Source organism: Methylomonas sp. MK1, from assembly GCF_000365425.1.
Lineage (GTDB): Bacteria > Pseudomonadota > Gammaproteobacteria > Methylococcales > Methylomonadaceae > Methylomonas.
Genome location: NZ_AQOV01000001.1, coordinates 2,263,505 through 2,278,675, shown reverse-complemented (window position 1 = coordinate 2,278,675; position 15,171 = coordinate 2,263,505). Strand labels below are relative to the sequence as shown.

Annotated in this window: 14 protein-coding genes; 10 read left to right on the top strand and 4 right to left on the bottom strand. The window is 52.1% G+C overall.

Going from position 1 to position 15,171, the window contains the following annotated elements:
- Positions 1-5: 5 nt before the first annotated feature.
- From pal to G006_RS0110665, 10 genes are all read left to right on the top strand, one after another.
- A complete protein-coding gene (pal, locus tag G006_RS0110710) occupies positions 6-566 on the top strand; it encodes a peptidoglycan-associated lipoprotein Pal (protein ID WP_020483184.1) in 561 nt (186 codons plus the stop codon).
- Complete coding sequence (ybgF, locus tag G006_RS0110705; RefSeq protein WP_020483183.1) at positions 563-1,423, top strand: tol-pal system protein YbgF; 861 nt, start codon at positions 563-565, stop codon at positions 1,421-1,423. Before pal ends, ybgF begins: the two co-directional genes overlap by 4 nt.
- A gap of 12 nt (positions 1,424-1,435) precedes the next feature.
- Positions 1,436-2,080 (top strand): 7-carboxy-7-deazaguanine synthase QueE, encoded by a 645-nt coding sequence (gene queE / locus G006_RS0110700; protein ID WP_020483182.1) that lies wholly within the window; start codon positions 1,436-1,438, stop codon positions 2,078-2,080.
- The gene (gene queC / locus G006_RS0110695; RefSeq protein WP_020483181.1) at positions 2,070-2,762 is read left to right on the top strand and encodes a 7-cyano-7-deazaguanine synthase QueC; all 693 of its coding nucleotides are present in this window, start codon (positions 2,070-2,072) and stop codon (positions 2,760-2,762) included. The genes queE and queC overlap by 11 nt, the downstream gene beginning before the upstream one ends.
- 100 nt (positions 2,763-2,862) lie before the next feature.
- On the top strand, positions 2,863-3,477 hold the full coding sequence (locus G006_RS0110690) for a hypothetical protein (protein WP_020483180.1): 615 nt from the start codon (positions 2,863-2,865) through the stop codon (positions 3,475-3,477).
- Between the two features lie 41 nt (positions 3,478-3,518).
- Positions 3,519-4,247 (top strand): MBL fold metallo-hydrolase, encoded by a 729-nt coding sequence (locus G006_RS0110685; protein ID WP_026146965.1) that lies wholly within the window; start codon positions 3,519-3,521, stop codon positions 4,245-4,247.
- Positions 4,248-4,352: 105 nt separating this feature from the next.
- Positions 4,353-5,708 (top strand): tRNA (N6-isopentenyl adenosine(37)-C2)-methylthiotransferase MiaB, encoded by a 1,356-nt coding sequence (gene miaB, locus G006_RS25445; RefSeq protein WP_051067680.1) that lies wholly within the window; start codon positions 4,353-4,355, stop codon positions 5,706-5,708.
- A complete protein-coding gene (locus G006_RS0110675) occupies positions 5,708-6,697 on the top strand; it encodes a PhoH family protein (RefSeq protein WP_020483177.1) in 990 nt (329 codons plus the stop codon). The genes miaB and G006_RS0110675 overlap by 1 nt, the downstream gene beginning before the upstream one ends.
- 3 nt (positions 6,698-6,700) lie before the next feature.
- The gene (gene ybeY / locus G006_RS0110670; RefSeq protein WP_020483176.1) at positions 6,701-7,162 is read left to right on the top strand and encodes an rRNA maturation RNase YbeY; all 462 of its coding nucleotides are present in this window, start codon (positions 6,701-6,703) and stop codon (positions 7,160-7,162) included.
- Positions 7,162-7,998, top strand: a complete 837-nt coding sequence (locus tag G006_RS0110665; protein WP_020483175.1) for an HlyC/CorC family transporter — start codon at positions 7,162-7,164, stop codon at positions 7,996-7,998. Before ybeY ends, G006_RS0110665 begins: the two co-directional genes overlap by 1 nt.
- On the opposite strand, the gene G006_RS27080 is transcribed toward G006_RS0110665, so the two are convergent.
- The 4 genes from G006_RS27080 to glgA form a co-directional block, all read right to left on the bottom strand.
- Positions 7,991-11,746, bottom strand: a complete 3,756-nt coding sequence (locus G006_RS27080; protein WP_020483174.1) for a bifunctional diguanylate cyclase/phosphodiesterase — start codon at positions 11,744-11,746, stop codon at positions 7,991-7,993. The two genes, G006_RS0110665 and G006_RS27080, sit on opposite strands and share 8 nt — an antisense overlap.
- The gene (locus G006_RS0110655; RefSeq protein WP_033194179.1) at positions 11,747-12,793 is read right to left on the bottom strand and encodes an extracellular solute-binding protein; all 1,047 of its coding nucleotides are present in this window, start codon (positions 12,791-12,793) and stop codon (positions 11,747-11,749) included.
- 160 nt (positions 12,794-12,953) lie between these two features.
- Positions 12,954-13,739 (bottom strand): hypothetical protein, encoded by a 786-nt coding sequence (locus tag G006_RS0110650; RefSeq protein WP_020483172.1) that lies wholly within the window; start codon positions 13,737-13,739, stop codon positions 12,954-12,956.
- Positions 13,729-15,162: a glycogen synthase GlgA gene (glgA, locus tag G006_RS0110645; RefSeq protein WP_020483171.1), complete on the bottom strand. Its 1,434-nt coding sequence runs from the start codon at positions 15,160-15,162 to the stop codon at positions 13,729-13,731. Before glgA ends, G006_RS0110650 begins: the two co-directional genes overlap by 11 nt.
- Between the last annotated feature and the right edge of the window lie 9 nt (positions 15,163-15,171).

The window sequence follows — 15,171 nt, the reverse complement described above, 5'->3', positions numbered from 1 at the left end:
AATTGATGAGATTTAACAAAACCTATTTGGCTTTAGCCATGACTGCGATTTTGGTAACGACCGGTTGTAGCTCAACCGAAGAAGAAGGTTTGGCGGATTCTACCCAAGGTACTGATGCTTCAACCAGCGGTCTCGCCGATGGATCTATGTCCGGTAGCCAATTCGGCTCAGGTAATGGCAGCAGCTTCGGTTCCGGTTCAAATCTTGGGCCGGAATTTAGTGATCCTAACAACCCATTGTCCAAACAAGTTATTTACTTCGAAATCGATAGCAGCCAAGTCAAGCAAGAATACGTGCCTGTCGTGGCCGCGCATGCGCGTTATTTGGCTTCACATCCAAATCAACACGTTATCCTGTCCGGCCATGCCGACGAGCGTGGTTCCAGCGAGTACAACATCGCGCTGGGCGAGCAACGTTCCAAATCAGTAGAAAGAATGATGCGTTCGCAAGGCGTCACCGCGAGCCAATTGGAAGTAGTTAGTTACGGCGAAGAAAAACCTGTCGTGTCCGGTCATGATGAATCAGCTTGGCAGCAAAATCGCCGCGTGGAAGTTGGCTATCAATGAGTAAGCGTGCGCTTCTGATCCTGAGTCTCGGCTTTGGCTTATGTGCCGAAGCCGGTGCTGCGCCTAATGGTGCCGGTTATCCGGCTGCGAATGCTTATGCGCAGCCGGCCGCTACTGACAATGCTATTTTTGAGGTATTGGGCAGATTGGAGCAGTTACAGTCGGAAGTGCAACAATTGCGCGGCATGGTCGAGGAGCAATCTCAGACCATCGCCGACTTGCAAAGAAAACAAAGCAATATGTACTCCGATCTTGATGATCGGATGCAGGCGCTTACTGCGGGTGGACAAGCGCCGTCGAGTCAATCGCCCACGTCAGCTCCTGCCGATACGGCTGCGACTGGACAAGCGGCGGTTACTGCTGCTCAACCTTCAGCACCAGCGGCCCCGGTTGCACCAACTCCGGTACCAGTCGTCACGACGACGCCAGCTCCTGCTGCGCCCGTAGTGGACAATAAGCCGGCTGCGACGTCCGCACAAGGCAATGAAAAGGAACGGTATCAGTCAGCTTATGACACTTTGCGCAATGGCCACAATGCCCAAGCCATAAAAATGTTTCAGGATTTGCTGAAAGATTTTCCGGCCGGCGAGTTTGCCGACAATTCTCAGTATTGGTTGGCGGAAGCGCATAAGATCAACCGGGAATTCGACGCGGCGCGCGCCGCATTCAATAAAGTGGTCAGTCAATACCCCAACAGCTCTAAAGTGCCGGATGCCTTGTTGAAACTGGGCTATATCGAATTCGATCTGCAAAACACCGCAAAAGCTCGCGATTATCTAACGCGGGTGACTACCAGCTATCCAGGCACCACTGCTGCGCATTTAGCGGAAAAAAAGCTGGCGCAAATGCCGCAATAAATTGGCGTTAGGATGGAGCAAACGCTACGTATTACCGAAGTATTCTATTCCCTACAGGGTGAGGCGAATACGGTGGGGTTGCCCACCGTCTTTATTCGCTTGACCGGCTGCCCCTTGCGCTGCACCTATTGCGATACTGCCTATGCTTTCAGCGGCGGCGATAAACTTAGCCTCGACGATATTCTTCAGCAGGTTGGCCGCTACAACACCCGCTATGTGACGGTAACCGGTGGCGAACCTTTAGCTCAACCTGCCTGTAATCCTTTGATGCTTCGCTTGTTGGATGCCGGTTACCAGGTTTCGCTGGAAACCAGCGGTGCCTTGGATGTGTCGATGGTTGACAGCCGGGTCAGTAAAGTCATGGATTTGAAAACGCCGAGCTCAGGTGAACTTGAGCGCAATCGATATGACAATATCCAGTATTTAACGGCGCACGACCAAGTCAAATTCGTGATTGCCGATGCCGCCGATTTCCAATGGGCCAAACAGCAACTTGAGCTCTATCGCTTAGCGGAACATTGCCAAGTACTGTTCTCGCCGGTGATGGATGTGATGTCGCCGACCGAGCTGGCCGAGCGTATTTTGGCCGACCAACTGCAGGTTCGGTTTCAAATTCAATTACATAAATTTCTTTGGAACGACGCGCGTGGAAAATAACAGCAGTTCCAGACCGGCAATCATTTTATTGTCCGGTGGCCTGGATTCCATTACGGTGTTGGCACTTGCCAAACAACAAGGCTTTACTTGCTACGCCTTGAGTTTCGATTACGGCCAGCGCCACAATGCCGAATTGGAAGCTTCGCGGCGAATCGCTAAGCATTACCAGGTCGCTGATCATAAGATCATCAACCTCGGGTTGAGCGCAATAGGCGGTTCTGCGTTGACCGATGCCAGGATCGATGTGCCGACTTCGCCGCAAGCCGGCATTCCGGTGACTTATGTGCCGGCCAGAAATACTATATTTCTGGCCTTTGCCCTGGGTTGGGCGGAAGTAGTGAACGCTCACGATGTGTTCATCGGCGTGAACGCCGTCGATTATTCCGGTTACCCCGATTGTCGGCCGGAATTTATCAAAGCTTTTCAAGATATGGCCAACCTGGGCACCAAAGCGGGAGTGGAAGGCCATAAAATTCAAATTCACACACCGCTGATAGCTCTGAGCAAAGCTGAGATTATTCGAAAAGGTTTGGAGCTGGGCGTCGATTACGCGGATACCGTATCTTGTTACTCTGCTGATATGAAAGGTAGAGCCTGTGGCGTGTGCGATGCCTGCAGATTGCGCGCGGCCGGTTTTCAAAATCTGGGCGTGGCCGATCCGACGCATTATCGACCTAAATAACCGGGGTTGACGCGCATTTATTAGAAACTCAAATAGCACGGGTATTTATTTGTCGGCTAAGCTATAAATAAATTTATCGTCGATCTGAGGGTCTTTGAGTATGCAAGTCAAACAAACCAAGTCCCAATTTGTCGCCGTGGCTTCCATAGCCGCCGAATTGAGCGCGGTGATGGAAGTGGCCAAGGAAATTTCCCTAGCGGCAGCCAATGCCAAAGCCATTGCCTTTCGAGCCGGGGAAAAGGCCAAGGGTTTCCAACCCATCACCGACTTCATTAACGAATTGGCCAAGGATACGATCGAATTGGTCAATAACATCAACGAATACGCTTTCCACCTTTATCGCCTGACAGTCAATGAACAACGTATGACCGAAGCGTGCAGACGCTTCGAGAAAGTTGGACAGTTGGCCGTTGGCGCCAGATATGCCGATTCCTTGGTCACCCCGTTGCAGGAAGTCAGGCTAAGAACTCAGATTTGTCATCGAGAGTTTATTATTCAGGTTTCGGAATTATTGATTAAGTTGGCTGATGTGATGCATCCGGCCAGGGCAGCCCGGGTGATTGCTGCCAACTCCCGCATCGAGGCTTCGCAAGCGGGAGAGTATCTGCAAAGTCTGCAAGCGGTCGCCGAGAGCGTCGATAATGCCGCGCAAATAATCAACGATAAAGTACATAAATGCCGGAGTGCATTGACGATTATAAACGTCGCCGAATAGCGCACCCACCAAACCCAGTCTGGCCAAGAGGTACAGTTAGCATGAGAATGACCAAAATTTATGAGGGCGCCTACCAATGGATAATGTTTGGCCGCGACGTACATAAGCCCGAAAAAATTATCGATACCAACCAGTATATGGTGAGGACGGCCAATCGCTGCTTATTGATCGATCCCGGCGGCATAGAACTGTTTGCACCCATGCTGGCGGCGGTTTTACACCATGCGCCGGTAGAGGAAATTACCGATTTGTTCGCATCGCATCAAGATCCGGACATCATTTCGTCTTTAGGTTTATGGGATCAAGCGCTGCCTCACGCCAAACTGCATGCGGCAGCGTTATGGGAAGGTTTTTTAAGGCATTTCGGCTGCGAAACTATCGAATATGTGCCGATTCCCGATCATGGCGGGGTCATCAATCTCGGTACTACCGAGTTGCAGATCATCCCTGCGCACTACCTGCATGCCTCTGCTAATTTCCATATTTACGATCCACACGCCAAAATCCTGATGTCCGGCGATGTCGGTGCAGCCTTGGAAGCGCCGGGTACGCCGGTATTTGTGGACAACTTCGATATGCACGTTGAGAAGATGCGTTTCTTTCATCAGCGTTGGATGCCCTCTAACCAAGCTAAGCGCGCTTGGATTGATCGGGTCAGGAAGTTGGATATCGACATACTGGCCCCGCAACATGGTCGGATGTTTAAAGGCGATGATGTGAAGCGTTTTCTGGATTGGTTCGAGGCCCTACAAGTGGGGATTGCCGTATAAAACAAGCATTTGCCGAAAATTGGGTTTATAATCCGATCATTACGAGCCCCCGTCGCGAGATGGGGGTTTTTTGTTAGTGAGAGTAGTTGAGGTATCTCATCAAGCATGGCGCAAAAACTTTACATACAGACTAACGGCTGTCAAATGAACGAATACGATTCCGATAAAATGCGGGACGTATTGATGGCATCGCATGGCATGGAATTGACCGATACTCCGGAACTCGCCGATGTGCTGCTGCTTAACACTTGTTCGATCCGTGAAAAAGCCCAGGAAAAGGTGTTTTCTGCGGTCGGGCGCTGGAAAAAAATCAAAGACAAACGCCCCGGTGTGATTATCGGCGTCGGTGGCTGCGTGGCCAGCCAGGAAGGTGCCGCGCTGCAAAAACGCGCACCGTATGTAGACATCGTGTTTGGCCCGCAAACCCTGCACCGCTTGCCTGAATTGTTAAATCAAGCGCGGAGCGGCGGTAAGCATGTCGTAGACATTTCTTTTCCGGAAATCGAAAAATTCGATAATTTACCGGAACCGCGTGCGGAAGGTCCTAAGGCCTATGTGTCGGTAATGGAAGGGTGCAGTAAATATTGCACCTATTGCGTAGTGCCATACACCCGCGGTGAAGAAGTCAGCCGGCCGCTGAACGATGTGATTGCCGAAATCGAAACGCTGGCCAGACAAGGTGTGCGCGAGATCAACCTGCTCGGCCAAAACGTTAATGCATATCGCGGTGCGATGGAAGACGGCGATCTAGCTAGTTTTGCGCTGCTGTTGCATTGCGTCGCTGCCGTCGATGGTATAGACCGTATACGTTTCACCACATCGCATCCTTTGGAATTCACTGACGATATTATCGAAGCGTTTGCCGAAATTCCGCAGTTGGTCAATCATTTGCATTTGCCGGTGCAAAGCGGCAGTAATCGGATTTTGGCCGAGATGAAGCGCGGCCATAGGCGCGAAGATTATCTGGAAATCATGCGCAAGATGAAAGCGGTGCGGCCGGGCATTAGTTTGTCGTCGGATTTCATCGTCGGCTTTCCCGGCGAAACCGAACAAGATTTCGAAGATACCATGGCGTTGATCGAGGAAGTCGGCTATGACCTGTCCTACAGCTTTATTTTCAGTGCTCGGCCGGGTACCCCGGCGGCTAATTTTGCCGACGATGTCAGTATGGCGGTTAAGGAACAGCGCCTGAAGCGCCTAAAAGACCGGCTTAACGAGATGTTCATGGCAATTTCCGAAGCGATGATCGGTAGCGTGCAAAGCGTACTGGTAGAAGGCATTTCCAAGAAAAATCCGCTGCATCTCACTGGTCGCACCGAAAATAACCGCGCCGTAAATTTTGCCGGGCACCCGCGCTTGATAGGGCAGTTCGTCGATGTCTACATTGCCGAAGCCTTGCCCAATTCGTTACGCGGCCGTCTGGTGGAATCGTCCATCGAAAAAATCCAGCAGACCGCCTAGTGTTGAACGCCAACCATTTTTCGCAAGAAATTACCCTGTTACCCGCTGATGCGCAGCGGTTGTCCAATTTTTGCGGACAATTGGATGCGCATATCCGCCAAATCGAGCAACGCTTGCAGGTAGAGATCGCCAATCGCAGCAATCATTTTAAGGTGACGGGTGTCGATGCAGCCGTCACGGCAGCTTGCGCGGTGATTCAGAAATTGTTTGAACTGACCGAATGGGAGGAAATTACTCCCGAGCAAGTGCATTTGAGTTTGCAGGATGCCAGTATCGACCAGTTACTACAGGCTGCTCCGAACGTGAAATTGGAGCCGGTGGCGATTAAAACCAAGCGCGGAGTGATCAAGGGACGCGGTTTTAATCAGCAGGACTATTTGCGCAAGATCATTTCGCACGACATTAATTTTGGCGTCGGTCCCGCTGGTACCGGTAAAACCTATCTGGCGGTGGCGTGTGCGGTTGACGCGCTGCAAAACGAGACGGTACGGCGGATTATCCTGGTGCGGCCGGCAGTCGAAGCGGGCGAAAAATTGGGTTTTCTGCCGGGCGACATGGCGCAGAAGGTCGATCCCTATTTACGGCCCTTGTACGATGCGCTTTACGATATGTTGGGCTTCGAACGCGTCGAGAAATTACTGGAAAAAAATGTCATCGAAGTTGCGCCCTTGGCCTTTATGCGCGGCCGAACCTTGAACGATTCCTTCATCATTCTGGATGAAGCGCAAAATACCACAGTCGAACAGATCAAGATGTTTCTGACCCGGATCGGTTTCGGCTCCACCGCCGTCATTACCGGCGATGTCACGCAAATCGATTTACCCAACGAAAAAATGTCCGGCTTGAAGCATGTGTTGAAAGTGCTGAAGGATGTAGAGGGTATCAGTTTTACCTTTTTCGGCGTGCGCGACGTGGTCCGGCATCCTTTGGTGCAGCGGATAGTCGCCGCCTACGAGCACTACGAAAAAGAGCACACGCCCTCGGTTTAGTGTATGAATTATATCGACATGCAAATTGCTACGTCGGCGCCTCACCCCGAATTGGAGCAGTTTCAGCAATGGGCGGATATCGCCCTGGCAATTTTTGAAGATGGCGCGGACAGCGAACTGGTGATTCGTTTAGTCGATGATGCGGAAAGTGCGCAACTCAACCAACAATATCGCCACAAGAATGGGCCGACCAATATCCTGAGCTTTCCGTTTGAAGCGCCGGCGGGTATGGATATAGACTTGCTGGGCGATTTGGTGATTTGCGCGCCGCTGATTGCGCAGGAAGCGGCGCAGCAAAACAAATTGGCCGAACATCATTGGGCGCATATCACTATACACGGCGTATTGCATTTGCTAGGGTATGACCATATAGAGGATCAGGATGCCGAACAAATGGAAGCTTTGGAGATTGAGATTTTGAGCAAATTAGGTATAGCAAACCCTTATAAGGAGGATGGAAAGTAATGAGCGATGGTAACCCCCCGAGTAGTCAACCCCATAAGAGCTTGATCGAGCGCATCGGTCATTTTCTGAGTGGGGAACCGCAAGATCAGGAAGACTTGCTGGAGATATTGAGAGAATCGCAAGAAAAACATCTTTTAGACTCCGACGCGTTGGCCATGATGGAAGGCGTAATGCACGTAGCGGAGATGCGGGTCAGAGACATCATGATTCCGCGTTCGCAAATGGTGGTCGTGCCCCGGGATGCGGAGCTGGAAACCATCTTTCCTTTAGTTGTCGAATTTGCCCATTCCCGTTTTCCGGTCATCGAAGAAGACCGTAGTAAGGTGGTCGGCGTGTTACTGGCCAAAGACTTGCTGGCTCATGCATTGCGGGATAAAACCCTGAAAGTCGAAGATGTGATGCGTCCGGTCAACGTGGTGCCGGAAAGCAAGCGCTTAAACGTGTTGTTAAAAGAGTTTCGCACCGAGCGCAACCACATGGCTATCGTCGTAGACGAATACGGCAACGCCGCCGGCTTGGTGACGATTGAAGACGTCCTCGAGCAAATCGTCGGCAAGATCGAAGACGAACACGACGACGATGAAGTACAAGAATTTATTTCTCAGCGTAGCGAAAAAGAGTTTATCGTCAGCGCGCTAACACCCATCGAAGAATTCAACGATTATTTTTCCGCTACGCTGGAAGACGACGAATACGATACGCTAGGCGGTTTGATCGTGCAGCGCCTTGAGCATTTTCCCAAGAAAGGCGAAAAAGTGGAGCTGGAAGACTTCTGTTTCGAGGTATTGCGGGCCGACAATCGGCGGGTGCATTTACTGAAATTGAAGCTCAAATAAGTGTGTTCTGTGCGCTGGTGCCTGAGGCTAGTAGTTCCTCGAATGCATCGGCCGGCAGGGCTCTGGAGAATAAATAGCCCTGTCCATAGTCGCAGTCCGCTTCGAGCAATAGTTGGCGTTGTTGTTCGGTTTCTATGCCTTCCGCGATGACCTTTATGCCCAGCTTGTGCGCCATGACGATAATCGCTTCGCAGAGTATCTTGTCGCTGGAGTTCGGCGACAAATTACCGACGAAAGACTGATCTATTTTCAGATAGTCGATATCGAATTTCTTCAGATAAGCCAGCGACGAATAGCCGGTGCCGAAATCGTCCAGCGATACTTGAATTCCCGCATCTCGAAAAGCCAGTAATTGATCTTTTACCACATTGCTGGCGTCCAGCAGCAAGCCCTCGGTAATTTCCGCCACGATGCTTTGTCCGGGCAACTCAAGTGTTTGCAAGTGATCCAGCCAAGTGCCGTGGGACTGGTCGTCGTAAAACTGCACCGGCGATTTGTTGACGCTGATCTGAAAATCCGGATGGTACCGGGAACGCCATTGTTTGACCTGTCCCGCCGCTTGTTTAAATACCCAATCGCCGATTTCGGCAATCAGGCCTATATCTTCGGCAATATGCACAAATTCTGCGGGACTGACCATGCCGCGCGTCGGGTGTTGCCAGCGAATCAGCGCTTCGGCTTTATGGATGGCGCCGGAGCCCAGTTCCACGACCGGCTGGTAATACACTTCGAACTGGTTGGCCTCCAGAGCGTTACGCAAATCGTCGGCAATCAGCATGCGCGCTAGAGCGGCTTCCTGCATTGACGGAGTGAAATAACAATAGCGATTACGGCCCTGATGTTTCGCGGCGTACATTGCTTGATCGGCGTTTTTGATTAATGAATCGATTCTCTCGGCGTCCTTGGGGTAGAGCGTGATGCCGATACTGGCGGAGATGTAGGCCACTTTGCTTTTCAGCTGAAAAGGTTCGGCCAATCTTTGCAGGATGTTTTTGACGACGCGTTCGGCGTCGTCGGCATCATCAAGTTCGCCGAGGATAACTGTGAATTCGTCGCCGCCCAATCTGGCGACAGTATCGGAATCGCGTACGCAACGCAGTAGCCGTTGCGAGGCATCTTTTAGCAATAAATCGCCCATATCGTGCCCCAGTGTATCGTTAACTTCCTTGAAACGGTCAAGATCAAGCAATATCAAAGCGACCTGTAAGCCGCTGCGATGTGCCTTTTTGATTTCTTGATCCAGTCTGTCGTGAAACATGCGGCGGTTGGGCAGGCCAGTGAGCGGATCGAAATTGGCTTGGGTCCAGATCAGTTCTTCGGACTGTTTTTTTTGCGTGATGTCGGAAAACAACGCAACCCGCCGCTGCGGCACGCCATCCGGGCTAAATATGGTATTGATGGTCAGTTGCTCGGCGAAAATCTCGCCATTCTTCCGGCGATTCCAAATTTCGCCTTTCCAGTGACCGCCAGTGTTGATGGCGTGCCACATGGCTTGATAAAACTGTTCGCTCTGCCGCTCGGAGTTCAGAATGTTATGGTTTTTACCGATGACTTCGTCCAAGGTGTAGCCGGTCAACGCGGTGAAAGCCGGGTTAACATTGATGATCATGCCTTGTGCGTCGGTTACGGCCATGGCTTCGCTGCTGTTTTGATAGACTAACGAAGCCAATTGCAGCTCTTCATTACTGCGGCTACGGTCGATCGCGATGCCGGCCAGATGCGAAGCCTGTTCAATCATCTGAATATCGTCGGCTCCCGGTGACGCTGGCTGGCGCTGGTAAATAGCGAACGTGCCCAACAATTGGCCGGAGGAGCCTCGGATTGGTTCCGACCAGCACGCCCCTAAGTCGGCCCGTGCCGCAAGCTCGGTAAAAGGTCCCCAATACGTATGGTTTTGAATATCTTCGACAATGACGCGTTGGCCAAAGTAAGCGGCGGTGCCGCATGAGCCGACGCCGGGACCTATGAACAAGCCGTCTACGGCGGCATTGTAGAAGTCGGGCAGGCGCGGTGCCGCACCGATAAATAGGCGATTGCCTTCGCTATTCAATAACAAGATTGAACAGAGTAAGTCCGGATTTTGGGTTTCCACACCCCGCACTACCGCTTGCAGGATATCCGGTAATGCCGCACCTTTTGACAGTAATTCCAGTACGTGGTTATGGGCGCGCTCGCGATTAGCCGCTTGTTGGCGATCACTGATATCCATGGCAATACCGATAATGCCGACCGTTTCTTGGTTAATGTCCTGTAATTGGGTGCGGGTTATCTGGATGGTATGCCGTTTGCCGTCGGCAAATTTAATTTGCTCGAGAGATTGATGCGGTTGGTTCGCTTGCGCTAAACAGGCTTGATCGGCGCTTAGGAAACGGGCGGCCATTTCCGTACCAAACAGCTCGGCAAGTTGCTCGTTAGCAATGAAGCGGGCTTCCGGCAGGCCAAGGGCGTCGCAAAAGGTATGGTTTACAAACAAAAAGCGCGTATCAAGGTCGGCCAGCCAAATGCCGACCGGTGCGTTGTCGAGAATGGCATGCAACTTGGCTTCGGAGGCATGTAGCTCAGCTATTTGCGAGTTTAGTTGCTCAGTCATCGACATGAAGCTATTAGCCAGGTAGCCGATTTCGTCGTTACGCTGCGTCGGTAGCCCGGTCAGCGGCGTGCCCAGCTTGTATTGACCGATGGCGGTCGTCATCGAATTTAGCGGTTTGGCCAGGACGCGCGCCAACAGCAGCGAAATTGCACTTGCCAGCAGGCTGAACAAGAATGTTATTTCGATAACGCCTATTCCCAGGGCTTTACTTTCCTGCAAAACGTTTTTCAGCGGCGTGTACAAGCCCAGCATCGCGAAGCGCCCGCGGCTTTCCGAGCCCAACGGCAGTTTTACGAAAGCGGCCAGTGAAGAAGCGGCCAGACTTTGCTTATCGCTGGTCGCGAATACCAAATGCGCTTGTTTGCCAGCCAGAATCGCTTTTATGTTCGGGATGTCATCCTGAATCAGGAAATTGCGGCCGCTTTCAAATCCAAAGGTTTTTGCCGCGTCGGGGTGCATCAAGTAGTCCCCTCTGTCGTTGCTGAGCAGCAATTCAATATCGTCGGGAATATCGCCGCGCACTTGCTCGAACAACCCTTGTAAATCGACATTGATGACGATCACCGCGATGGTGGAGGCGTTCTCCGACTTGATGGGCATCGCTATCCGCAGAGTGGGTTTGCCGAATCCCAGGTGAGTGCCTAATTCTTGATTTAAATTGATTTCGGAAACGTAGTATTGCTCGGCGGCTAGCGGCATGGTTTCGAATACGTATGGGAAATGGTTCTTCTCTTGTAATTGTGCCTCGTCAATGACTTTGAGGTTGTCTCGGTCTCTATCGACTCTGACCAATTCCTTGCCGTAATGTTGTGTGTCGATCAAACGGATTTGACTGTATTCGGGATGGGCATTCAGCAGGCTGACAAAAATCTCCGCCAATTGATTTTTGCGTATGCTCAACTTTGACTCAGGTTTCGCCGAGACGATGTCGGCGCTGACCGGCAGATGGGTTAGAAACTTTACGTTGCTGGCGGTAGCTGCCAACGCATCCGCAAATCGGTGTCCTAAGGCTTGGGTGTCGTTTAACAGCTTATCCTTGGCCGTTCCCACCAGCATGGTCCGGCTGCGGTCGTAAACATAATAACCGGTTAGGCCTGTGGATAGTGTGCCTAGCAGTGCCAGCCAGAAACCCAGTTTTATGCCTATGCTGGAGCGCACTCAGAATGCCTCGGGTGCTTCGCCGGAAATGATTCTATCCCATAGCGTTTTGCGCGCTAACGGATTGAGTATCGGTTCCAGCCAAATGATGGGCTGGTTTTGGGGGCTGTCGTTCTCCGGCGCTGTAAGGGTGTTTGCCAAGCCGTGTTGCTGGGTGAGTCGCTCGCTGACCACTTTTTCCAAGGTGTAATTAATCCATGCTTCCGCTAATTCAGGGTTTCGGCTATTTTGGGTGATTGCCCAGCAATCCAGCCAGGCCAGCGCGCCTTCGCGGGGAATCACATAGCCGATGTCGGCACCTGCTTCGCGCAGGGCTTTCAATTGTTGGGCGCCGTAATTACCGAAAATCAAGGCTATATCATATTTGACAAAAAGCCTGGTCGCTTCCTCGGCAGTCGCGTAAAAAGTCAAAACATTACGGCGTAACTTGGCCAATTCGCGAGCGGCCTGTTGTAGCTCGGTATCTTTCATCCGGAATGGATTGGAGACGCCCCTCAGTAAACCGACCATGGAAAAATTGTGATTACTGGCGTTAAAAGCCAGCACGCGGCCCCGATAAGCGGTGTCCCACATAGCCGACATGGATTGTGGCGCAGCGTTAACTAGTTTGCGGTTATAGATCAGCCCCATTTCCGAGTAGGTGTAAGGAACGGCATACGTGTCGTTCCCACGAACCAGACCGGGGATAGCTTGCAAGTTTTGGAAACGCGGCAATTGCCGGGCATGGTTGGGGATATTCGCCATGCTGATCGGTCTGCTCAGGCCATGATCGATATAACGCTGCAATTCCGCAGTATTGACAGCAAATACGTCATAGCTGCCGCTATTGATTTTCTGCCAAAGGTCGTCGTCCGACGTTACCAGGGTCAACTCTACCGCAACGTCGAACCGCTGCTGGAATGCCGAAATCACTTCATTATCGGCGTAACCGTCCCAAGTGAGTATCCGCAACGTTTCCTGGGCGGACACCCAACCGGATATTGCCAGACATATGATCGTTAGAAAATATGTAAAAACGGTGGCGGAACGTTTGGCAGTAATGCTCATAAGGCTGTCGGCATGAATTTGTCGGGCCATCATAACCAATTAGTATGCGCTTTCCGCCAATTACGATATTGATATTATGTTGCCGCGCACAGATTCCGAAAATAATACCGTGACGCTGCCGGGTAGGATTGTTCAGATGGTAGTTGAGTGCGGGTCCGGATCAATCCGCTTGATCGACTTTGATCATAATGCGTAAAACGTTTTGCCGGGTACTGTGGTTGAAACTGTTGAAGCCGCGGCTGTCGGATTGTTCGGTGTCGGCATTGCCGGCAAGTTCCACCCATTCGCCGAGATTGGCGCGTAAAGTGGTGTGTGCGGATTGGGTTTCGATATGGCCGTTGCGCTGAAAGGTGTCCGACCACGGTTCGATATCGAGAGTGACTTGGTTGCCGGTCAAGCGCGGCGTAACAGCGAAGCCGGTACTGGCTTCAATCATCTGGGTATTGCTGCTCACCGCGGAACCATAGCCTGAGTCGTAGACGCTGTAATTTTGCACCGGCCGCACCTGTCCGGTTTTGATATGGGCCGCCTGACCTTCCAGGGTGCGTAATTGTTGATGTTGCTGCCGGTTTTGCAAATCCTCGGTGTTGCCCATCATGCCGCGCATCCGAATCGTATTCGGCGCTGCGGCAATGGCCGCTTCGGCGTTCAACTCGGCTGCCGTTTTGCTGCTGGTTTGTAAGACGCTGATGACTAGATTGCTCATCCGGGCATCGAGTTTTTGAATGAGGGCCCTGATTTCGCGGAGTTTGGCGGGATTGGTTTTAACGATCAGACTGGAACCGTTATCGATGACGCGATCATCTGCATCCAGCAAGGGCGCCACTAAAGCCTGTACTTCTGAGGCGGGGCGGTTGGCGAGCGGGATGACTTCCATCACAGATTCGTCGGCAACCGCGAGGCCGGCTATCAACATCAAGCCGGCCAAGCAGGGTTTAGATTTCATTGTAAAGCGCGAGATATTGATTCGCACTGTTTTGCCAGGAGAAATCCTTGATCATCGCGTTACGTTGAATTTTCTTCCAGACCGGTCGGTTGTGGAATAACACCAGGCTGCGTTTGATGGCTTCTATCAGCGCTGCCGCTGACGCATCGTTAAACGAGATGCCGCTGGCGCTGCCATTGCTGATGCTTTCCGGCAGTGCATCGACCACCGTGTCTGCCAAGCCGCCGGTTTTTCTGACAATCGGTATCGTGCCGTAGCATTGGCTATACATTTGGTTCAAGCCGCAAGGTTCGAAGCGCGATGGCATCAGGAAGATGTCTGCGCCTGCTTCGATTTGATGCGCCAAGCGCTCGTCGTAGCCTATGGTGATGGACACTCTTTCTGGATACAGGCGGGCAAACTCTTGCAGGCGGTATTCGATGCTTTTATCGCCGCTGCCCAGTAAGGCAAATTGCAAAGGTAGGGTGGTCATCTCCTGTAGACAGCTTAGTACCAGATCGATACCTTTTTGCTCGACCAGGCGGCCAATCAAGCCGAACAAGGGGGTTTCCGAGTCCACCGGCAAGCCCAGTTGTTGTTGTAGCGCCGTTTTATTGATTAGCTTGTCTTTTAGCGTATCGACGCTGAAAGGTTTAGCAATATACGCGTCGTTCGCCGGGTTCCAGACCGACACATCAATACCGTTCAGAATGCCGCGCAAGTGGCTTTGTTTATGCGCCAATAGTCCTTCCAAGCCGTAACCGAACTCAGGGGTCTGGATTTCCTGGGCATAGGTGGGGCTCACCGTGGTTATGCGGTCGGAATAGCTCAGGCCCCCTTTGATAAAGGAGAGCATGCCGTGGAATTCCAGGCCGTCGGGGTGTAGTAATTGCCCAGGCAGATTTAACTGGGCGTAGGTGCTGCCGGGGAACAGCCCTTGGTAGGCCATATTGTGAATGGTAAAAATCGTCGCCGGCGGGTTGGGTTCCAATGACAGCAGCGCCGGCACCAAGCCGGTCTGCCAATCGTTGCAATGCACGATATCGGCGTGCCAGTTTAAATATGCCCGGTTGGTGGCCACTTCCACGATGATGCGGCAGAACAGCGCAAAGCGCTCACCGATGTTCGGCCAGGGTCGCCCGGCTTCATCGAGATACGGATTACCGGGAAAATTGAAGAACGGCGGATAGTCGACCAACCAGACGATGACGTCGCTGTCCGGCAAGCGGGTCTCCAAAAGATTGACGTCGCAATTGTTGACGCGCACCGTGCATAGGTAACGGCCGGGCTCGCAGTTCTTGATGCCCTGGTAATTGGGCATGATAATCCGTACGTCCTGGCCCAGTTCGGCCAAGGCCAAAGGCAGGCTGCCGGCGACATCCGCCAGGCCGCCGGTTTTGATCAGGGGATGAGTTTCGCTGCTCGCGAACAGAATTTTTTTCATGGCGATAAA

Coding starts and splice junctions, on each gene's coding strand:
- pal (WP_020483184.1), top strand. CDS start 6: ATGAGATTTAACAAAACCTATTTGGCTTTAGCCATGACTGCGATTTTG.
- miaB (WP_051067680.1), top strand. CDS start 4,353: ATGGCGCAAAAACTTTACATACAGACTAACGGCTGTCAAATGAACGAA.
- queE (WP_020483182.1), top strand. CDS start 1,436: ATGGAGCAAACGCTACGTATTACCGAAGTATTCTATTCCCTACAGGGT.
- ybgF (WP_020483183.1), top strand. CDS start 563: ATGAGTAAGCGTGCGCTTCTGATCCTGAGTCTCGGCTTTGGCTTATGT.
- G006_RS0110665 (WP_020483175.1), top strand. CDS start 7,162: ATGAGCGATGGTAACCCCCCGAGTAGTCAACCCCATAAGAGCTTGATC.
- ybeY (WP_020483176.1), top strand. CDS start 6,701: ATGAATTATATCGACATGCAAATTGCTACGTCGGCGCCTCACCCCGAA.
- G006_RS0110650 (WP_020483172.1), bottom strand. CDS start 13,739: ATGAAATCTAAACCCTGCTTGGCCGGCTTGATGTTGATAGCCGGCCTC.
- G006_RS0110690 (WP_020483180.1), top strand. CDS start 2,863: ATGCAAGTCAAACAAACCAAGTCCCAATTTGTCGCCGTGGCTTCCATA.
- glgA (WP_020483171.1), bottom strand. CDS start 15,162: ATGAAAAAAATTCTGTTCGCGAGCAGCGAAACTCATCCCCTGATCAAA.
- G006_RS0110655 (WP_033194179.1), bottom strand. CDS start 12,793: ATGAGCATTACTGCCAAACGTTCCGCCACCGTTTTTACATATTTTCTA.
- G006_RS0110685 (WP_026146965.1), top strand. CDS start 3,519: ATGAGAATGACCAAAATTTATGAGGGCGCCTACCAATGGATAATGTTT.